Raw genomic sequence first — 20,237 nt, 5'->3', positions numbered from 1 at the left:
GGGTTACATGACGGGTCAAGAGAAGTGTGAACAAAGAGTGTCGATTGTGCGCCGGGAGTGAGCCGGTCATGCTCCGCAACGCTCAGCCTGCGTACAACTCCCCAGCAAAGCCTTGACGTTGACGGAGAGGCAGGTCTACAACTCTCCTCGTCCCACCGGATCCGTGGCGCCGGATCCGTCACTCGGCACGTCCCCGTGTCCCGGACCCGCCCGTCCCCGTACGGGCATCTCGTCGCCCGGTGCGTCCGCACGGGCTTTCCCTCGCCCGAGCCCTCGCCACGGCATGGCCGCTTCCCCGGTGACGTGCCACCAGCCACCCCCCGCCCGGCCCGGCCGGAGGTCCCCTCCCGTGTGAGCCTCCGGCCGGTGTCCGGTCTGCCGTTGCCGGCCCGTCACGTACGGAGAAGGCGTGACGAGCCGGCAACGGCGGGCGCCCGGCGCCACCCCCTCACCCCCCGCTATGGAAAGAGGTACACCCGCATGCGTACGCGCACCCTCCTCGCCCTCACCGCCGCCGTCGCCGCCCTGGGTCTCGCCGCCCCCGCCTCCGCGGCCGACACCCCCGTCCTGACCACCGCCGACGGCGCGGCCGTCGCCGTCGGTGACGTCCTCGACGCGTCCCTGGCGAGCGGCACCGCCGCCACGTTCTACTCCAGCGCCACCGGCACCAGCGGCATCTCCTGCACCAAGTCGGCGTTCTCCGCCACCGTCACCGACAACCCGGCCGCCCCCGGCACCGCCACCGAGTCCCTGACCTCGCACAGCTTCGACACCAGCGGCTGCACCACCAACGTCGTCGGGGTGCTCGGCGTCAGCGGCATCACCGTCGACAACCTGCCCTACACCACCAGCGTGTCCTCCGGCGGCGCCGTCTCCGTCACCCCGGCCGCGGGCTCCACCGTCCAGTCCACGGTCAAGCTGCGCACCCTGCTCGGCAGCGTCACCTGCGTCTACCAGGCCCCCGGCCTGACCGGCACGGCGAGCAACGCCGACAACAGCATCTCCTTCACCAACCAGCAGTTCACCAAGGTGTCCGGCTCGTCGCTGTGCTTCGCCAACGCCTTCTTCACCGCCAAGTACGCCCCGGTGACCAAGGGCGGCGTCGCCGTCAACGTCAACTAGGCAGCCCCCGGGCGCTGATTCAGCGCCGCCGTAGCCGTACGACCAGGGCGGCGCCGCCGGTGAGCAACAGCACCGCCGCGGCGCCGCCCGCCAGCATGGGCGCGGACGGGCCGGAGGCCGGGCCTGAGGTGGTGGCCAGCGGCGTGTGGTCGTCTTGAGGCACGGGCCCGGAGGAGTGCGCGGCAGGGCTCGCCGCGGGCTTCGGCTTCTCCTTCGCCTTCTGCGGCTCGCTCTTCTGCCCGGCCTCCCGCTCCTCCGGCTTCTGCTCCTTCTCCCGCGGCTCCTTCCCGGTCTCCGGGAACACCACGTCCGAGCAGGAGTAGTAGGTGTCCGGCGTGCTGCTGTTCTGCCACACCGTGTACAGCACATGGCGCCCGGTGCGGTCCGACGGCAGAGTCGCCTGGAAGCGGTACGCGCCGCCCGTCAGCGCCGGGTCCGTCACCTGGGCGAACGGCTTCTCGGGCAGGTCGGACCAGGACAGCGGCCCGGCCGGGTCGTAGCCGGGCTTCGTCAGATACAGGCGGAACGTGCCGGTGTGCGGGATCGTCGAGACGTACCGCATCCGCAGGGTCGCCCCGGGCGTCATCCGGGTCGACGGCCAGTCGGCGCGGGCGAGATCGAGACCCCGGTATGCGGGCAGGCCCCCACTGCACAGCTTCCCGTCCGGAACGACCTGCCGGTCCCGGCCGTTCACGTTCGCCACGCGCAGGTTGTCCCACGCCGTGAAAGGCGCCCCGTTCGCCGCGACGGCCGCCCGGCAGGCCGCCGTGCCCGTGCGGTCACCACCCTCCGGCGAACAGGCCACCACCCGGCTCACCGGGTCCGTCGGAGCACCGTGCGCCCGGGCCGGCCCGGCAGCCCACAGCGGCAGCAGCAGCGGGGTCACGAGGGCGGCCGCGAGTGCGGTGCGGTGTGCGGTCGTACGAGGCATCCGTCTGCTTCTCCTCGGCCCGGGCGGCGACGTTCGGTAGTGCAGTACGGGAAATCGGCCCGACGCGTTCATCACGCCACGACCTGCTCGAAAAGGGTTCATTGGGCGCTCGACTGCCCGCCATAGAGGGTGGTGTTCGCGCCGGATCGAGGGTTTCCCCCGTATCCCGCTGACCTTCCCTTTGCCTATCGTTCGACCACAGCTGACCCACAGGTAACCCCGAACGGTTCGCTTCCCGCCTCACGCCTGGCCGGCCATCGCGTCGCTCTTCGCTTTTCGAACCACCCCCCTGCGCTTCGAGGACGAAGCGAGTCCACCGCCGCTCCGCCCAGCCCGGAGTCCGGCCACGAAAGGCAACGACCGTGCGTACCTCCCCAGAGCTCAGACGGAAGCTGATATCCGTCGCCGCCGTCTCCGCCGCCCTGCTGACCGCAGCCCCCGCCTCGGTCGCCGTCGCCCAGGAGTCCGCTCCCCGCCCGGCCGCGGTGCCGGCCGCCCAGACCGAAGCGGCCCCCGGCATCCAGGCCGAGCGCCTCATCGTCGGCTACAAGTCCGGTGCCACCGAGGCCAAGTCCAACAAGGCCGCCGCCGCCGACGCCGCAGCCAAGGCCGAGAAGACCGGCGAGGAGATCGACTTCCAGCGCCGCCTCGGCACCGGCGCCGCCCTCGTCGAGCTGGGCAGCGACCCCACCCGTGCCGACGTCGCCGGCGTCGTCGCCCAGTACCAGGCCGACCCGCAGGTCGCCTACGTCGTCCCGGACCGCCTGAACAAGCCGACGGCCGTCACGCCGAACGACACCGAGTACAGCAAGCAGTGGGATCTGTTCGAGTCCACCGCCGGCATGAACGTCCCCGGCGCCTGGGACACCACCACCGGAACCGGTGTCACCGTGGCCGTCATCGACACCGGCTACGTGGCCCACTCCGACCTGGCCGCGAACATCGTCGGCGGCTACGACTTCATCTCCGACACCGCCGTCTCCGTCGACGGCAACGGCCGTGACAGCAACCCGGCCGACCCGGGCGACTGGTACAACGACAACGAGTGCGGCCAGGGCATCGCCGCCTCCACCTCCTCCTGGCACGGCACCCACGTGGCCGGCACCATCGCCGCCGCCACCAACAACGGCAAGGGTGTCGCCGGTATCGCCCACGGCGCGAAGATCTCCCCGGTCCGTGTCCTCGGCAAGTGCGGCGGCTACGACTCCGACATCATCGACGCCATCACCTGGGCGTCCGGCGGCACCGTCTCGGGTGTGCCGGCCAACACCAACGTCGCCAAGGTCATCAACATGAGCCTCGGCGGGGGCGGCGCCTGCTCCACCGCGACCCAGAGCGCCATCACCGGCGCCGTGAACCGCGGCACCACGGTCGTGGTCGCGGCCGGCAACGAGAACCAGAACGTCTCCAACGCCTCCCCGGCGAACTGCAACAACGTCATCGCGGTCGCCGCGACCAACCGCGTCGGCAGCAGGGCCTCGTACTCCAACTACGGCTCGCTCGTCGACATCGCCGCCCCCGGCGGTGAGACCCGCACCTCCACCGCCAACGGCATCCTCTCCACGCTGAACTCCGGCACGAAGACGCCGTCGAGCGAGAACTACGCCTCCTACCAGGGCACCAGCATGGCCACCCCGCACGTCGCGGGCCTCGTCGCGCTGATGAAGTCGGCCAACTCCGCCCTCACGCCGGCGCAGATCGAGTCGGCCGTCAAGGCCAACGCCCGCCCCCTGCCCGGCACCTGCTCCGGCGGCTGCGGCGCGGGTCTCGCGGACGCCGCCAAGACGGTCCAGGCCGTGAAGGGCGGTACGTCCACCGGCACGACCTTCTCGAGCACCACCGCCGTGGCCATCCCGGACAACGGCGCGGCCATCGAGTCGCCGATCAGCGTCACCGGCCGCAGCGGCAACGCCCCCTCCGCCCTCCAGGTCGGCGTGGACATCACCCACACCTACCGCGGCGACCTCGTCATCGACCTGGTGGCGCCGGACGGTTCGGCCTACCGCCTGAAGTCCGCCGCGTCGGACTCCGCCGACAACGTGAACACCACGTACACGGTGAACGCCTCCAGCGAGGTGGCCAACGGCACCTGGAAGCTGCGCGTCCAGGACACCGCGGCGCAGGACACGGGCACCCTCAACGGCTGGAAGCTGACTTTCTGATCCCTGTGATCCTTCTTCCAGAACGATGAACGGGGCGGGCCACAGAGCGGGCGGGCCGGCCGGTGCGGATGGGGCACCGGCCGGCCCGCCTTTACGTTTGTCCCGATATCCCCCACAGTTAGATACCGAACGCGCTGTTTTCTTTCACCAGTTGCGCTTGTTTTGCCGGATGTGCGCCCGCACTCCGGCACACTGGTGTGGCGAGCACCGTCTCAGGGTGAGTTATCGTGTACGGGGGGTAAAAACAAACGGCATGACCCGTTCATTTCCGTCCCGGGAGAGTTCAGTCGATGGCGAGGCAGTTGCGAGCCGAGCAGACCCGCTCGACGATCATCACGGCCGCCGCTGACCTGTTCGACCGTCGCGGCTACGAATCGACCAGTCTCAGCGACATTGTGGAGCACGCTCACGTCACCAAGGGTGCCCTGTACTTCCACTTCGCGGCGAAGGAGGATCTCGCCCACGCGATCCTCGAACTCCAGTCGCACACCGCCCGCCGGCTGGCGACGGAGACCGACAACCGCGGCCACACCTCTCTGGAGGCGCTGATGCGCCTTACGTTCGGCATCACCCGCAAGTCCGTGGAGGACCCGGTACTGCGGGCCGGGCTGCGGCTTGCCACGGGCGGGATCCGGCCCCGGCCGCCCCTGAGTCATCCGTTCACCGAGTGGCTGGACATCGTCACGGCCCGGCTCGTCGGCGCGGTCAAGGAGTCCGACCTCCATCCCGACATCGACATCGACGTCGTGGCCCACTCGCTGGTCTGTTTCTTCGTCGGCACCCGCGTCGTGGGGCGCTCCCGCGAACCGGTCGCGCGGCAGCCCCGCCGGACCGCCGAGATGTGGAACATACTCATCCGCGGCCTCGTCCCGGTCACCCGCCGAGCCCGCTATCTGAGCCTGGCCGCGCGCCTGGAGCGGGAGATCGCCCCCGTGTGACCCGGCCCGCCGAACTGCTCAGCCCGCGGCGACGGGCCCGCGCGTTACGGTGAGGCCCATGCCCGACACCCCCTCCGCACCCCTGCTCCTCGGCAACCAGCCGGGCTCCTTCCCCCACAGCGTGCTGGCCGAGCGGCACCCCGCGATCATCCAGCAGGTCCGCGAGGCCTTCCCGTACGAACCCGCGCAGCACCGCGCCCTCGACGAACTGCGCGCCAACTGCACCGAGGGCGTGATCGAACCGCTCCCCGCCGACGCGCACGACCGGGACCACTGGGAGACCTGGGGGCTGCGCGAGTACACCGGCCGCTCGTGGTTCGACGTGCCGTGGCTGTGGTCCGAGAGCTGGTTCTACCGCCGACTGCTCCAGGCCGTCGGCTGGTTCGGCCCCGGACCCTGGCAGGGCATCGACCCCTTCCGCCCGTTCAAGCTCGCCGAACTCGACTCCGCCGAGACCGACCAGGAACTCGCCGCCCTCGACGACCTCGCGGACCGCCCTGCCGCCGAACAGGCGCAGGCCCTGCTGCACGGCTCCCTGTGGGGCAATCGCGCCGACCTCGGCTTCCGCCTCTCCGCCGAAGGCGCGCGGACCGCGGACGCCGCGCCCGGCCTGGTCGCCGACGACAGCGACCGGCTCTGGTCGCTGCTCGACGGCGCCGACGGGGGCACGCTGTTCCTGGTCGCCGACAACGCGGGCCGCGAACTCGTCCCGGATCTCCTCCTCGTCGCCCACCTCCTCCGGACCGGCCGTATCGGGCAGGCCGTCCTGCACGTCAAGCCCTGCCCCTACTACGTCTCCGACGCCACCACCGCCGACGTCGTCGACGCGCTGCGCCGGCTGACCGGCGCCGGGGGAGCGGCCGCCGCGTACGGCCGGTTGCTGTGGTCCGCCTTGGCCGACGGCCGCCTCACCCTGCGTGCCCACCCCTTCTCCAGCGGCCCGCTGCCGTACCAGGAGATGCCCGGCGACCTGCGCGCCGAGTTCGCCTCGGCCACGCTCACGATCGTCAAGGGCGACCTCAACTACCGCCGCCTGGTGGGCGACCGGCTGTGGGCCCCGACGACCCCTTTCGCGGATGTCACGGCCTACTTCCCCGGCCCGGTCGCCGCCCTGCGCACCCTGAAGTCCGACGTGATCACCGGACTCGACGCCCCCACCGAAGCCGCTCTGGTCGCTGCGGAGGGCCGGCGCTGGCGCACCAGCGGCACGCACGCGCTGATCCAGGTACGGGACGCCCGGTAAGGGTGGGGAAAGCCGCGGTTCGGGGAGGAGCACCACAAGTGCCCTCCTGGACTCCCGCGTTGGCCCCGATTCACGCGATAGTGTGATCATGTCCGGTCCGGCGGATGTCACCGCGGGACGCCGGGTAGGGCCCGGCCATGACGCAGCCGTTCGAACTCCCGCACTTCTACATGCCGCACCCCGCGCGGCTGAACCCGCACGTCGACGAGGCCCGGGCCCATTCGACCGAGTGGGCGCGCGGGATGGGCATGCTGGAGGGGTCCGGCGTCTGGGAACAGGCCGACCTCGACGCGCACGACTACGGCCTCCTCTGCGCGTACACCCACCCCGACTGCGACGGCCCCGACCTCTCCCTCATCACCGACTGGTACGTGTGGGTCTTCTTCTTCGACGACCACTTCCTGGAGATGTACAAGCGCAGCCCCGACCGCGCCGCCGGCAAGGCCCACCTGGACCGGCTGCCCCTGTTCATGCCGCTTGACCTGTTCGCTCCCGTACCCGCGCCCGAGAACCCGGTGGAGGCGGGCCTCGCCGACCTGTGGGCGCGCACGGTGCCGAGGATGTCCGAGGGGTGGCGCCGCCGCTTCGCCGTTGCCACCGAGCACCTCCTCAACGAGTCGATGTGGGAGCTGTCCAACATCAACGAGGGGCGGATCGCCAACCCCGTCGAGTACATCGAGATGCGCCGCAAGGTCGGCGGCGCCCCCTGGTCGGCGGGGCTCGTGGAGTACGCGACCGCCGAAGTGCCCGCCTCCGTCGCCGGGACCAGGCCGCTGAGGGTGCTGATGGAGACGTTCTCCGACGCCGTCCACCTGCGCAACGACCTGTTCTCCTACCAGCGCGAGGTGGAGGACGAGGGCGAGAACAGCAACGGCGTGCTCGTCCTGGAGACCTTCTTCGGCTGCACCACCCAGGAGGCCGCCGACACCGTCAACGACATCCTCACCTCCCGCCTCCACCAGTTCGAGCACACGGCGTTCACCGAAGTGCCGGCCGTGGCCCTGGAGAAGGGACTGGGGCCGGACGAACTCGCGGCCGTGGCGGCGTACACGAAAGGCCTGCAGGACTGGCAGTCCGGCGGTCACGAGTGGCATCTGCGCTCCAGCCGCTACATGAACGAGAACGCGGTGCGAGGCGGCAGTCCCCGGCCCGGGTGCACCGGCTTCGGCACCTCGGCGGCCGATGTCCGCACGCTGCTCGCCACGGCCGGGGCGGAGAGGCTGCGCTCCTTCACGCACGTGCCGTACCAGAAGGTCGGGCCGTCGCGGATCCCCGACATCCGCATGCCGTTCCCGCTGGAGCTCAGCCCGCACCTCGACAACGCCCGACGGAGCCTGCGCGACTGGACGGAGCGCATGGGCATCCTCGCCGAGGGCGTCTGGGACGAGGACAAGCTCCGCGCCTACGACCTCGCGCTCTGCGCGGCCGGCCTCGACCCGGACGCCACGCCCGAGGCCCTCGACCTGAGCGCGCAGTGGCTCGCCTGGGGCACCTACGGCGACGACTACTACCCACTGGTGTACGGCCACCGCCGCGACCTGGCCGCCGCCCGGCTGACCACGGCCCGCCTGTCCGACTGCATGCCGGTCGACGCGGAGGAGCCGCCGCTCCCGGTCAACGCCATGGAGCGCGGGCTGGTGGACCTGTGGGCCCGCACCACCGCCGAGATGACGTCCGAGGCGCGGCGCTCGTTCAAGGGCGCGGTCGACGCCATGACCGAGAGCTGGGTGTGGGAGCTCTCCAACCATCTCCAGAACCGCGTGCCCGACCCGGTGGACTACCTGGAGATGCGCAGGGCGACCTTCGGCTCCGAGCTCACCCTGAGCCTGTGCCGGAGGGGACACGGCCCGGCCGTCCCGCCCGAGGTCTACCGCAGCGGCCCGGTCCGCTCCCTGGAGAACGCCGCGATGGACTTCGCGTGCCTCCTCAACGACGTCTTCTCGTACCAGAAGGAGATCGAGTTCGAGGGCGAGATCCACAACGCGATCCTCGTCGTGCAGTCCTTCTTCGGCTGCGACTACCCGACCGGGCTCGGCATCGTGCACGACCTGATGGGCCAGCGCATGCGTCAGTTCGAGCACGTCGTCGCGCACGAACTGCCCATCCTCTACGACGACTTCCGCCTCACGGCACCAGCGCGCGCGGCGATGGGGGAGTACGTGACGGATTTGCGGAACTGGCTGTCCGGCATCCTCCACTGGCATCGGGAGGTGGACCGCTACAAGGAGGCGTGGCTGTCCAAGCGGGCCCACGGCTTCCTCCCGGACCGGCCGCCCGCCGTACCCGTGTCCGCTCTTCGCTGAGGCGGCGACCTCCTGGCCGGAAGGCCACCCCGGCCGGACCCCTTCGCCGAGGGCGGTGATCGCCCGGCCGGAGGGGCGCACCCCGCCGGGCACCCCGCCTGCTCCACGGCTCGTACCGCACCCGGTGACGCGGTGACCCGGTGCGGTACGAGCCGTGTCCGCGTTCGGCGCCGCCCCTGGCCGCCCCGGCCCTCGGTCAGTCTCACTCGTTCGTGGCTCGTCGGCCGCCGATGCGCCGGGTAGAGCACCTGCCGAGATCGCTCCGGGATCCGCCGGAGGCGATCGGCACCATCCGGAGGCGAGCCATGGAACAGACCGCGCTGCGACCCAAGCCGATGCCGGGGCAGGATCCCGAGGGCGCCGCGCCGACGACGGGAGGCCCGTCACGGCCGCGCCCGCACGCCGTCCGGCGCCGGGGGAGACGGCTCCTCAACGTCCTGCTCGCCGGCTTCGCCGGCGCGGTCCTGGTGCTCTCCGGGATCGGCCTCGGAGCGCTGGGGCCCGCGGTGCTCGGCAAGGGCGGACGCCTCGACCTGCGTGGATGGCACACTCCGTCACCGCCCGTCCCCGCGCCCGCCTCCGCTCCCTCGGCGCCCACCACCGCCTTGCTCGGCGTGCAGGTCATGGACGCCCGCAAGCCGGGGGCCGTGGTCGTCGGACTGCATGTCCCCGGCCCGGCCCAGGCCGCCGGTCTGGTGCGCGGTGACGTCCTCCTCGCCTTCGGCGCGACCCGGATCGACACGGCCGCGGATCTGGTCCGGGCCGTCGCCCGCAGCCGCCCCGGCTCCGAGGTCAGGCTGACGGTCCGGCACCGTAGTGGCGGCTACGAGCAGCTGACACTCGTACCGGCCGTCACCGCGTGAGGCGCACTCACGGCACGACGCGGAAGTGGCTCGTGAGCCGGCCCGAGTCGTCCAGGACGTGGAGGGCGAACCCGGGCGGTGCCTCCCGGTCCGCGATCTGCTCGCCCTCGCACGGCAGCCGCAGCGTCCACGTCACGCCGGGCCCGACGACCAGCGGCCGTCCGGCGAACGTGGTGGCGGCGGGGGTGTGGGCGTGGCCGGTGATCAGACCGGCGATCTCGGGTCGGCGGGCCAGCAGGCCGGCCAGCCGGCCGGGGTTCCGCAGCGGGTAGGAGTCGGGCAGGGGGTGGTGCAGCGCCACCGGCGGGTGGTGGAGGACGAGCAGGGCCGAAAGCCCGTCGTCGAGTTCGTCGAGGGTCGTCTCGACCCAGTCGTACGTCTCCTCGTCCAGCTCCCCGTCGTCGCGGCCCGGGACGCTGGAGTCGCACATCAGCACCGCGCCGTCGTCGAAGACCTGCACGCTGTTCACCGGGCCCTCGCCCCCGGGCCGGCCCAGCAGCGCCTTGCGGTAGGGCGTACGGCTGTCGTGGTTGCCGGGGCAGGTCAGCACCGGGAACGGGGCGTCACCGGCACGCAGCCCCAGGATGCGGGCGGCCTCCTCGTACTCGGGTTCCGTGCCGTGTTCCGCGATGTCCCCCGTCACCAGCAGCGCGTCCACGGGGCCCGGCAGCTCCCGGAGGCGGTCGCGCACCCGCTCGGCGCGTTCCGTGGCCCGCTCGCCGCCGTCCAGATGCAGATCGCTGATGTGTGCGAGTACCAGCACCGTCGTACGTCCCCTCGGTCGAACGCTAATGGAAGAACTGCATCTAAACATTAGGGCTAACGCTGGAGCAATCCACTGCCGTTAGGCACATCGGCGGGTGAATGCCCGCAGACGGCTCGCGCCGCCCCCGTCGGCCGGGCAGGATGCTGCCCGTAGCCCCTTCGTCCGCCTTGGGAGGCCCGGATGACCGGAAGCACGGCAGCGTCCTTCACCGCCGACGACTACCGGGCCCGCATGGAACGCGCCGCGCGGACGGCCGCCGACGCCGGTCTCGCGGGCCTGCTGGTCGCCCCGGGACCGGACCTGGTGTGGCTCACCGGCTACACGCCCCCGGCGGTCACCGAGCGGCTCACCCTGCTGGTCCTCGCCGCGGGGCAGGACCCCGTCCTGGTCGTCCCCGCCCTGGAGGCCCCGGACGCGCTCCGGGCGGCCGGCGCGGCCGCGCTGACCCTGCGCGACTGGACCGACGGCAAGGACCCCTACGCCGCCACCGCCGCCCTCCTCGACGCCTCGGGCCGGTTCGGTATCAGCGACAACGCCTGGGCCCTGCACCTGCTGGCCCTCCAGCGGGCCCTGCCCGGCAGTTCGTACGCCTCGCTCACCGAGGCCCTGCCGATGCTGCGTGCCGTCAAGGACACGGCGGAGCTGGACCTCATGGCGGCCGCGGGAGCCGCCGCCGACGCGACGTTCGAGGAGATCCGGAACATCCCCTTCGCCGGACGCCGGGAAGCCGAGGTCGCCGCGGACCTCGACCGGCTGCTGCGCCGGCACGGACACGAGCAGGTCGACTTCACCATCGTCGCCTCGGGTCCCAACGGCGCCAACCCGCACCACGAGGCGGGTGAGCGCGTCATCGCCCGGGGCGACATGGTCGTCCTCGACTTCGGCGGCCTGCGGGACGGCTACGGCTCCGACACCTCCCGCACGGTCCACGTCGGCGAGCCCACCGACGAGGAGCGCCGTGTGCACGACGTCGTGCGCGAGGCCCAGGAGGCCGGCTTCCGCGCGGTGCGGCCCGGAACGGCCTGCCAGGACGTGGACCGGGCCGCCCGCCGGGTGATCGCCGACGCCGGCTACGGCGAGTACTTCATCCACCGCACCGGACACGGGATCGGCGTCACCACCCACGAGCCGCCCTACATGATCGAGGGCGAGGAGCGGCCCCTCGTGCCCGGCATGTGCTTCTCCGTGGAACCGGGCATCTACCTGCCCGGCCGGTTCGGGGTCCGCATCGAGGACATCGTGACCGTCACCGAGGACGGCGGGCGGCGCCTGAACACCACCCCACGCGAGCTGGCCATAGTGGAGTGAGGCTCCGATGTCCCCAGCACGCCTCCCGAACGGCAACGGCGCGACCATGACCCAGGCACCCACACCCACCGCGGACACCGTCCGCCGGCTGGTCCAGTCCCTCCTCGACGACGCCAAGGAAGGCAAGAACGCCAAGGGCGCCCAAGGCGGCGGGGGCGGCAAGGAGAACCGGCAGGGCGGCAGCGGCCCCGGCCCCGACGTCCGGCCCGCCACCCCCGAAGCCGAACCCGTCACCTGGTGGGTCGGCACCCGCCACGTCCTGCGCCTGGCCGCCGACCGGGAGGCCACCCTGCGCCAGCGCCGCGAACTGCGCCTGCGCGACCTCGTCCGCCCGCACGTCCCGGTGGCGGTGCCGGTCAGCGTCGCGCACGGCGAGTGGGCACCCGGCCTGAGCTACACGCTGGACACCAAGGTGCCCGGCGGCTCGGGGGAGGAGCACGACGTGTCCGCCGTCGGCGAGGCCGACCTCGCCGGGCTCCTCACGGGCCTGCGCGAGGTGCCGGTCCGGCAGGCCGAGACACTCGGCGTGCCGCGCGCCGCGCCGCGCTCCCTGGAGGCGCTGCGCCGGGCCGCCGTGCACGCCGCCGAACGCCTCGCCGGCGCCGACGAGTTCGACCCCGCGCGCCTGAACCAGCTCACCCCGCCCGCCGCGTCCCAGCTCGCCGCCCAGCCCGGCTCGGCGGTCCTCACCCACCACGCCCTCACGGGCGGCCACCTCGTGGTCAGCGCCGACGGCAGGGTGCGCGGCGTGCTCGGCTGGGCGGGCACGGCCGTCGGCGACCCGGCCGAGGACATCGCCGGTCTCGCACTCGCCGTCGGCTCACCCGCCGCCGTTCGCGCCGCCACCCTCGCCGGCTACGGCGCCCGCCCCTGCCTGCGCGGCCTGTGGCTCGCCCGCTGCGACGCCCTGGTCCATCTCGCCGACGATCTCGCCGGCAAGGGCGCCACCGTGCTGCGGACCCGGCTGCGCCGCGCCTGGGAGCCGATCCTGCTGGAACGGGTGACGGACCTGGGTGAGGCGGACGACGCCCTGTAGCAGGCCGGGCGGCGCCGTCGCGCAGGGCTATCCTCCGCTCATGAAGCGCACCAGCGCGGCGGGCGTGTCCCTGCTGACCGTCGCCGCCCTCATGTCCCTGGCCGGCTGCTCCGGCACGGCCACCGCGTCCATGCCCGGCGCCACGGCCCCCCCGAAGCGGCAGCCGACCCCGGTGCAACGCGTCACCGCGCTCCTGGTCGCCCGGGCCGACCTCGGCACCGGCTACTCGGTGCGGGAGTTCGACCCGGCCAAGGGGCCGTCCGTCTTCGCCAGGTCCGCGCAGGAGATCACCGGCGACGGGCCCTGCATACCGCTGGCGGCCATGACACACCAGTTGCCCCTCGGCAGGCCGCAGGCCTACCTGAGCCGCGTCGTCTCGACCGAGGAGGCGCCCGGCACCCGGATCTACGTCACCCTCGCCACGTACGACCAGGGCATGGGGACGACGGCGATGGACACCCTCCTCGAGGATGCCGTGCAGGGCTGCTCCCTCGGTTTCGACGTCAGGGCGAACGGCCACGGCGAGCTGTACTACCCGTTCCAGCCCGAGGAGACCCCCGACGTCGGCGACGAGGCCCTCGCGTACCGCGGCGTGATCACGGAGGAGGGCGGCGGCTCCCGGCCGATCCGCACCACCGTCGTACGCCACGGGGACGCGATCGCCGTCTACACCGCGGTCGGCGGCGCCCGCATCGCGACGCCGGCGCTGCTCACGCCCGTCATCGAGGCGCAGGACGCCAAACTCCGCTGACGCGCCGGGCCTTCACTCCTGCAGCAGCACCACGGCCGACTCCCCGGGCAGCCGCACCGCCCCGTCCTCCCCGGGCCGGTCCACCGGCTCCCACGCGGCCAGCACTCGCGCGTGCGGCACGCCGAGCGGCAAGGTCGCCTCCTCGGAGGCCAGGTTCACCGCCACGAGGACGTCCCCGCGCCGGAATGCGACCCAGCGGCGCTCCTCGTCGTAGGCCACCTTGGTGTCCGCGAGGTCCGGGTCGGTCAGGTCCGGTTGCTCGTGACGCAGGCCGAGGAGCTGCCGGTACCAGGCCAGCATGCGCGCGTGGGGCTCACGGTCCGGCTCGGACCAGTCGAGGCAGGAACGCTCCCGGGTCGCCGGGTCCTGCGGGTCGGGCACGTCCTCCTCCTTCCAGCCGTGTGCGGCGAACTCCCGCCGCCTGCCCCGCCGTACGGCGTCCGCGAGCTCCGGGTCGGTGTGGTCGGTGAAGAACTGCCAGGGCGTGCCCGCCGCCCACTCCTCGCCCATGAAGAGCATCGGAGTGAAGGGCGCCGTCAGGATCAGCGTGGCCGCGCAGGCCAGCAGTCCGGGGGAGAGCAGGGCCGAAAGCCGGTCCCCCTGGGCGCGGTTGCCGATCTGGTCGTGCGTCTGGCCGTAGCCGAGCAGCCGGTGCCCGGCCACCCGGGTGCGGTCCAGCGGGCGCCCGTGGTGCCGCTCGCGGAAACTCGAGTACGACCCGTCGTGGAAGTAGCCGCCGGTGAGGGTCTTGGCGAGCCCGCCGAGCGAGGCGCGCGCGAAGTCGGCGTAGTAGCCCTGCGACTCGCCGGTCAGAGTGGTGTGCAGGGTGTGGTGGAAGTCGTCGTTCCACTGCGCGTGCAACCCGAGGCCGCCCTCGGCGCGGGAGGTGATGAGCCGCGGGTCGTTCAGGTCCGACTCGGCGACCAGGAACAACGGGCGGCCCGTCTCGGCGGCCAGGGCGTCCACGGCCGTCGACAGCTCCTCCAGGAAATGGCACGCGCGCGTGTCCACCAGCGCGTGCACCGCGTCAAGCCGCAGACCGTCGATCCGGTAGTCGCGCAGCCACGCCAGCGCGCTGCCGATCAGGAACGCGCGCACCTCGTCCGAGCCGGGCGCGTCCAGGTTGACCGCGGCGCCCCAGGGAGTGTGGTGGGTGTCCGTGAGATACGGGCCGAAGACGGGCAGGTAGTTGCCGGACGGCCCGAAGTGGTTGTGCACCACGTCGAGCACCACGCCCAGGCCGAGTTCGTGCGCCCGGTCGACGAAGCGTTTCAGTGCCTCGGGCCCGCCGTACGGCTCGTGCACCGCCCACAGCGAGACACCCTCGTAACCCCAGCCGTGCGTGCCGGGAAAGGGGCACAGCGGCATCAGCTGCACATGCGTGACGCCCAGTTCGGCGAGGTGGCCGAGCCGCTCCGCGGCCGCGTCCAGGGTGCCCTCGGGGGTGTAGGTCCCCACATGCAGCTCGTACAGCACCGCGCCGGGCAGGGGCCGCCCCCGCCACTGCGCGCGCCACGGGTACCGCTCGTGGTCGACGACCGCGCTCAGCCCGTCCGGGCCGTCCGGCTGCCGCCGCGAGCGCGGATCGGGCAGCACCGGCCCGTCGTCCAGCGCGAAGCCGTAGCGGGACCCGTCGCGCGCCTCGGCCTCGCCCCACCACCACCCCGCCCGCTCCGGATCGCGCTCCAGTACGCGTGTGACGTCGTCACACCGGAGCGTCACACGACCGGCCTGTGGTGCCCACACCTCGAACTGCACGGACGGTTCCCCTTCGTCTGTTCACCGTGATGTAGCCCGTCCATGGTGCGGCAAAAGAGATCAATCCGCCGGTGCATCCACCCATTTGCGGCGGGTCTCACCACGCACACGCGCGTGGCGGCCGATTTCCCGTTTTCTGGACAGCCCGGCCGCACTGCCCGACAATCACGAGCGTGACGTCGTCCTTCGAGTTCAACACGTCCCCCGCGCGGCTCTCCGACGCGGAGCGCGACCGGGTGCTGAAGGTGCTCCGCGACGGCGTCGCCGTGGGCCGCCTGTCCCACGACACGTTCGTCCACCGCATGGAACTGGCGCTCGCCGCCCGCCGCCCGGACGAACTCGCCGCCCTCACCGCCGACCTGCGCACCGAGAGCCGCCTCTCGCGCCTGGTGTTCGGCACCGTCGAGGCCGTCAGCGGATTCTCCCTGCGGCTGCGCAGGGCCTGGCAGGCCGAGCGGCTGCCCAAGCTGCAGCTGCCCCATCCCTCGCACGGTCATCCGCTGCGCATAGGCCGCGACCCCGCCAGCGGACTGCGCCTCAACCACGAGACGGTCTCCCGCGTGCACGCCGAACTCCGTCACCAGGGCGGCCTGTGGGTCCTGCGCGACCTCGGCTCCACCAACGGCACGACGGTGAACGGCAGGCGCGTCGTCGGCGCCGCCGTCGTCCGCGAGGGCGACCAGGTGGGCTTCGGCCGGCTGACGTTCCGGCTCTCGGCCGGCTGACCCTCCGGCCGGTGGCCTGCTGACCCTCCGGCCGGTGGCCTGCTGACCCTCCGGCCGGTGGCCGGCTGACCGGAAACGGAACCACGCCTCAGCTCCGGCCTGGGCCTTACCGACCGTCGGTCCGGGGACCTTGGCCGAAATCCGGTTGCCGTCCGCGGTGTTGACGCGCTCCCGAAGTCGTGACTCACTGTGCGTACACCATCTACATTTGGTGAACCGACGGCGCCGCATCGGGGAGGTGTGCCCTGCCGCCCCTGCTGCGTTATCCGACCGTCGACGAACTGGGTGCCCGGGCCGCCGCCCTCGTCGCCCGCCACCCCCGTGACGCCCGGCTGCGCCGGGTCGGAACCTCCCGTGCGGGCACCCCACTGTGGCTGCTCTCCGTGGGACACGGCAGCCGTCAGGCACTGGTCGTGGCAGGCCCCCACGCCAACGAACCGGTGGGCGGCGCCACCGTGCTGCGGCTGGCCGAGCGGGCCCTGGCCGACCCGCGGCTCACCGAGGGCGCCGACGCCACCTTCAACCTGCTGCTGTGCCTCGACCCGGACGGGTCACGCCGCAACGAGGGCTGGCTGCCGGGCCCCTACACGCTCGGCCACTACGTCCGGAACTTCTTCCGGCCCGGCTTCCTGGAGCAGCCCGAGTGGCTGCCCGACGGCGCGGCCGGCGCCGCCCTGCCGGAGACCCGGGCCCTGCTCGACCTCCAGGACGAACTGCGCCCGTTCCTGCAGTGCTCCCTGCACGGCGTCGACATCGGAGGCGGCTTCGTCGAGCTGACCCACGACCTGCCGGGCCTCGACCGGCGCCTGGCCCACATCGCCGCCCGGCTCGGCATACCGCGCGAACTCGGCGCGTACGACGCCCTGTACTGGCCCGGCCTCGGGCCCGCCGTCTACCGGATCCCGCCGCCGCGCCGGGCCGGTCTGGTCGCGGCCATCACGGAGGCCGCCGTGGAGTCCACGTGGTTCCACCCGTACCGGCACGGCACCGTCACCGCGGTCGTCGAGGCACCCATGTGGGGCGTGACGGCCGTGGCGGACGGCTCCCCGCCCACGGACCGGGACGCCGTGCTGCGGGCCGTCAGCCGCACCCTGCGCCACGACACGGGCCTCCTGCGGCAGCTCCTGGCCCGGATCCGGCCGCACCTCGCCGGCGTGACCGACGCGGCCCGCCTGCTCGCCCCGGTCGACGACTACCTCCTGGTCTGCCCCGGCCTCGCCGACGCCTGGGACCCCGACACCGGCGACAGCCCGCTCCACCCCCTCCCGCCCCTGAGCACCGCCCACCTGGTCGCCCTGCGCATCTCCGGGCGCCGGCTCGCGCTGCGCACCGCGGGACTGCTGCACCAGCTCGTACGGGCCGCCGGCCGTGACCCGGCCGGGGTGCTGCCGGAGCTGGACCTGCTGATCGACCAGTGGTGCGCCGAGTACCGCGACGGCTGCGGGGCGCGCTGGATCCCGGTGGCCCGCCAGGCGGAGTACCAGGCCCGTATGGTGCTCGCCGCGTTCGAACTGGCCGGGCGGCACGCGCGCGCGTGCCCCGGTCCGGGCGAGCCGGTGCCGATGCAGCGGGACTGAGCCGCTCGCTCGATCGGCTCGATCGGCTCGGTCAGGCCGCGGCAGCCCCCCCAGCGAGTGCCTTTCTCGCGGCCCCGCCCGCCTCGCTCGTCTCCGGACATCCCACCGCGACGCCGACCAGGCGAACCCGAGTGTCAGCCCCTCGCACCACGCGCGATCCGGTACAGCACATTCGGACGCAGTGGCCCTTCGGGCGCGGTGGGGTCGTCGAAATCGTCGGCTGGGTCGCGGGTCATGCCGATCCGGCGCATCACTGCTCGGGAACGGAGGTTGGTGGCAGTCGTCACCGCAAGGATCTCGGGCAGTTCAAGCGTTTCGAAGCCGAAGGCCAGGCCGGCCAGGGCGGCCTCGGTGGCGTACCCCTGGCCCCAGGCCGAGCGAGCGAGCCTCCAACCGATCTCCACCCCCGTGAACGGCATGCCGTCATCCACCTGGTCCAGACCCGCGAAGCCGATGAACTCGCCCGTGGTCCGCAATTGGACCGCCCACCAGCCGTAGCCCCGCTGGTCGAACTCGGCCTGGAACTGCGCCACGGAGGCATCGCTCTGTTCACGGGTGCGCAGGTCGCCCAAGTGCTCCCGAACCTCGGGATCAGCGTTCATCGCCGCCCACGGTTCAAGGTCGGAGTCTTGCCATCGACGGAGCACGAGGCGATCGGTACGCAGTTCGGCCATGCTGCCCAGCCAACGTGAGCGCCGCCCTCAAGGCAATCCATTTTCCTCGGGCTTGCTACCGGCCGCTCAGAAAAGGCGCACGCTGCCCCGTACCAGACGGGTCCCCGGGTGCCCGGGACACCGTCGCCCCGCAGACCCCTACGACGCCCTCTCGCGCGCGTGCAGCGCCGCCGCGACGACCGTGCGGGACTGGTGCTCCACCTGGTGCTCCAGGGGCACCCAGCGGGCGCGGAAGCGTTCCGCGAAAGCGCCGCTCCACGTCGACACCAGCCCCTCGAGCTGCTTCGCCGCCTCGTCGTCGGTCCCACGCAGCACCCGCAACAGCATCGCCGCAGCCCGCAGCGGCACACGGCGCGCGAACGCGTCCACGCTCCCGACGTACGCCCGGGTGAGGTCGGCAGGCGGCGTGTGCAGCAGGTCGGAGGCCAGCCCCGGCACCAGTTCCAGACCCCATTGGGCGGCTCGCAGCAGCGGGCCGTCCAGGTCCGCCAGCCGGGGCAGCGCATGGTCGAGCACGCGCGTGACCTCCAGCGCGTCCCGCTGCAGCCGGCGGGCCAGCCGCCCGATCGCCGCCGCCGGAGCCGGATGCGGAGCCGGGTCGTCCACCAGATCGCTCGCCCACATCGGCACTTCGACCACGGCGGTCAGCCCGCCGTACCGGTGGGCGTGGTACCAGGTGCTGTGCCGCGCGTCGTCCGGCAGGCTCGGGTACGCCGGCCCGATGCCCGGCGCCGGCATGACGTGCACGCCCGGCCCGGACGCGGGCCAGCCGGCGGCGTCGGAGGCGCCGGTCTCCACCGGGATGTGCAGCTCGGCCGCCGACTTGGCGAACGGCTCCGCCAGCCCGGGCACGTCCCTCGTCAGCTGCACCCAGCTGCCGCCCAGGTCCGTGCCGTGCAGGGTGACCTGGAGGTAGGGACGCAGCTCGTCGATGACGCCCGTCAGGGCCCGGGTCTCGGGCGGCAGCCGGTCCGGCGGCAGCAGGGACGGCGCCCACTCGGGCTGCTCCGGACCCGCGGGCCGGAAGAACCCCAGGTGGTAGTCGAAGAGGCTGCGTGGCGCCGGCGTCACATGCAGGCTCGCCCCGTCGGGATCCGCGCACAGCAGGAAGTGCCAGGAGACGCCGTCACGCAACTCCCGCTGCTCCAGGACCCGCCGGGCCACCGCGAGCAGGGTGCAGGAGCCGGTCGGCTCGTTGGCGTGGGCGCCGGCGACCACCAGTACGGCACGGCGGGCGCGGCCCACTGACAGCAGGTGCAGAGGCCTGCCCGCGCGTGAGGAACCCACCTGCCGCAGGGTGCACACGCCGGGGCGCTGAGCGGTCAACGCCCGGGCGAGAGAGACCTGTTCGGTCACCGTCGGGTAGCGCAGCTCCGGCAGGACACTCACCCCCGTCACATCCGCCCGAGTTCGCCATCGCAGTACCCCACGGCCATGGTGCGGTGTCAAGGGCGCGACCGGGTCGTCCCCGGGGGGCGCCCGGAAGCACGGCCCGCGTACTGCTGCACCTCCACGAGTACGCGACCTCCGAGGCGCTGGAGGAGCAGATCCTGCGCGGCACCGTGGATCTCGCCGTCGGCCCGGCGCCGGCCGACCCGCCGGGACCCGTCGTACCGGTCGGCCAGGAGGAGATCGTCCTCGTGGTGCCCTTCGACGACCGCTTCGCCGGCCGGACGACCGTGACGCTGCCGGAACTCGCCGACCGCCCCTGGGTGCGCTGCGCCATGGAGCCCGTCGTCGACGGGCAGCGTTTCCTCGACTGGGCGTGCGGCCGCGCGGGCTTCACCCCGCGCACCGCCGTGTTCACCGAGCACACCTCCACAGCGGTACGGATGGCCGCGGCCGGTGTCGGCGTCTGCGCCGCGCCCGCCCACCTCGTCCGCGACGCGGTCGGCGGGGGCTGCGTGGTCCTCACCCCCGACCCGGCCTGGAGACGCACCCTGACGGTCTTCTCGCGCCTGCCGCCGACCGGTGCGGTGGAGAGGTTCGTCGACCTGCTGCGGACGTCCTGGCCGCGCCCACGAGCCCCGCTACCGGTATATGTGGACTGCCCGCAGGACGGCTCCGCGGTCGCCTGACC

General features: G+C 72.8%; 16 protein-coding genes and 1 pseudogene. 12 read left to right on the top strand and 5 right to left on the bottom strand.

The features are described 5' to 3' along the window. Window positions 1-480 precede the first annotated feature (480 nt). Complete coding sequence (locus ABTX60_RS00870; protein ID WP_352094929.1) at window positions 481-1,122, top strand: Tat pathway signal sequence domain protein; 642 nt, start codon at window positions 481-483, stop codon at window positions 1,120-1,122. A gap of 19 nt (window positions 1,123-1,141) precedes the next feature. Here ABTX60_RS00870 and ABTX60_RS00865 read toward each other — a convergent pair whose 3' ends face one another. Further along, window positions 1,142-2,053, bottom strand: a complete 912-nt coding sequence (locus tag ABTX60_RS00865) for a lytic polysaccharide monooxygenase auxiliary activity family 9 protein (protein ID WP_352094928.1) — start codon at window positions 2,051-2,053, stop codon at window positions 1,142-1,144. A gap of 362 nt (window positions 2,054-2,415) precedes the next feature. Here ABTX60_RS00865 and ABTX60_RS00860 point away from each other — a divergent pair, with 362 nt between their 5' ends. The 5 genes from ABTX60_RS00860 to ABTX60_RS00840 all read left to right on the top strand — a co-directional run bounded on the left by ABTX60_RS00860 (window position 2,416) and on the right by ABTX60_RS00840 (window position 9,562). Beyond that, window positions 2,416-4,215, top strand: a complete 1,800-nt coding sequence (locus ABTX60_RS00860; RefSeq protein ID WP_352094927.1) for a S8 family peptidase — start codon at window positions 2,416-2,418, stop codon at window positions 4,213-4,215. A 290-nt stretch (window positions 4,216-4,505) separates the two neighbouring features. After that, window positions 4,506-5,153 carry a ScbR family autoregulator-binding transcription factor gene (locus tag ABTX60_RS00855; RefSeq protein ID WP_352094926.1) on the top strand — a complete coding sequence of 216 codons (648 nt, stop codon included), beginning with the start codon at window positions 4,506-4,508 and terminating at the stop codon, window positions 5,151-5,153. A 58-nt stretch (window positions 5,154-5,211) separates the two neighbouring features. Beyond that, complete coding sequence (locus tag ABTX60_RS00850; protein ID WP_352094925.1) at window positions 5,212-6,396, top strand: damage-control phosphatase ARMT1 family protein; 1,185 nt, start codon at window positions 5,212-5,214, stop codon at window positions 6,394-6,396. Between the two features lie 137 nt (window positions 6,397-6,533). Then, window positions 6,534-8,699: a germacradienol/geosmin synthase Cyc2 gene (gene cyc2 / locus ABTX60_RS00845; protein WP_352094924.1), complete on the top strand. Its 2,166-nt coding sequence runs from the start codon at window positions 6,534-6,536 to the stop codon at window positions 8,697-8,699. Window positions 8,700-9,004: 305 nt separating this feature from the next. After that, window positions 9,005-9,562: a PDZ domain-containing protein gene (locus ABTX60_RS00840; RefSeq protein WP_352094923.1), complete on the top strand. Its 558-nt coding sequence runs from the start codon at window positions 9,005-9,007 to the stop codon at window positions 9,560-9,562. A gap of 7 nt (window positions 9,563-9,569) precedes the next feature. Here ABTX60_RS00840 and ABTX60_RS00835 read toward each other — a convergent pair whose 3' ends face one another. Further along, entirely contained in the window at window positions 9,570-10,325 is a 756-nt protein-coding gene (locus tag ABTX60_RS00835; RefSeq protein WP_352094922.1) for a phosphodiesterase, read from the bottom strand. A 183-nt stretch (window positions 10,326-10,508) separates the two neighbouring features. Between ABTX60_RS00835 and ABTX60_RS00830 the strand changes: the two genes are divergently transcribed. Genes ABTX60_RS00830 through ABTX60_RS00820 form a run of 3 tightly spaced genes read left to right on the top strand, consistent with a single transcriptional unit; the run spans window position 10,509 to window position 13,423 of the window. Beyond that, entirely contained in the window at window positions 10,509-11,636 is a 1,128-nt protein-coding gene (locus ABTX60_RS00830) for a M24 family metallopeptidase (RefSeq protein ID WP_352094921.1), read from the top strand. A gap of 46 nt (window positions 11,637-11,682) precedes the next feature. Beyond that, window positions 11,683-12,672 carry a phosphotransferase gene (locus ABTX60_RS00825; protein WP_352095131.1) on the top strand — a complete coding sequence of 330 codons (990 nt, stop codon included), beginning with the start codon at window positions 11,683-11,685 and terminating at the stop codon, window positions 12,670-12,672. A 40-nt stretch (window positions 12,673-12,712) separates the two neighbouring features. Further along, a complete protein-coding gene (locus ABTX60_RS00820; protein ID WP_352094920.1) occupies window positions 12,713-13,423 on the top strand; it encodes a hypothetical protein in 711 nt (236 codons plus the stop codon). A 12-nt stretch (window positions 13,424-13,435) separates the two neighbouring features. Here ABTX60_RS00820 and treZ read toward each other — a convergent pair whose 3' ends face one another. After that, window positions 13,436-15,181, bottom strand: a complete 1,746-nt coding sequence (treZ, locus tag ABTX60_RS00815; protein ID WP_352094919.1) for a malto-oligosyltrehalose trehalohydrolase — start codon at window positions 15,179-15,181, stop codon at window positions 13,436-13,438. A 173-nt stretch (window positions 15,182-15,354) separates the two neighbouring features. Between treZ and ABTX60_RS00810 the strand changes: the two genes are divergently transcribed. Next, window positions 15,355-15,906, top strand: coding sequence for an FHA domain-containing protein (locus ABTX60_RS00810; protein ID WP_352094918.1), 552 nt, complete (start codon window positions 15,355-15,357; stop codon window positions 15,904-15,906). Between the two features lie 245 nt (window positions 15,907-16,151). Then, window positions 16,152-17,483: a M14 family zinc carboxypeptidase gene (locus tag ABTX60_RS00805; protein ID WP_352095130.1), complete on the top strand. Its 1,332-nt coding sequence runs from the start codon at window positions 16,152-16,154 to the stop codon at window positions 17,481-17,483. 134 nt (window positions 17,484-17,617) lie between these two features. Here ABTX60_RS00805 and ABTX60_RS00800 read toward each other — a convergent pair whose 3' ends face one another. Then, a complete protein-coding gene (locus ABTX60_RS00800) occupies window positions 17,618-18,157 on the bottom strand; it encodes a GNAT family N-acetyltransferase (RefSeq protein WP_352094917.1) in 540 nt (179 codons plus the stop codon). A gap of 138 nt (window positions 18,158-18,295) precedes the next feature. Next, window positions 18,296-19,546 (bottom strand): M14 family zinc carboxypeptidase, encoded by a 1,251-nt coding sequence (locus tag ABTX60_RS00795; protein WP_352094916.1) that lies wholly within the window; start codon window positions 19,544-19,546, stop codon window positions 18,296-18,298. Between the two features lie 104 nt (window positions 19,547-19,650). Here ABTX60_RS00795 and ABTX60_RS00790 point away from each other — a divergent pair. After that, window positions 19,651-20,235 (top strand): annotated as a pseudogene (locus tag ABTX60_RS00790) (LysR family transcriptional regulator substrate-binding protein); the annotation flags it as partial. Window positions 20,236-20,237: the final 2 nt, after the last annotated feature.

It is taken from the genome of Streptomyces sp. NPDC126510 (assembly GCF_040302345.1).
Lineage (GTDB): Bacteria > Actinomycetota > Actinomycetes > Streptomycetales > Streptomycetaceae > Streptomyces.
This window is presented reverse-complemented; position numbering and strand designations above follow the sequence as displayed.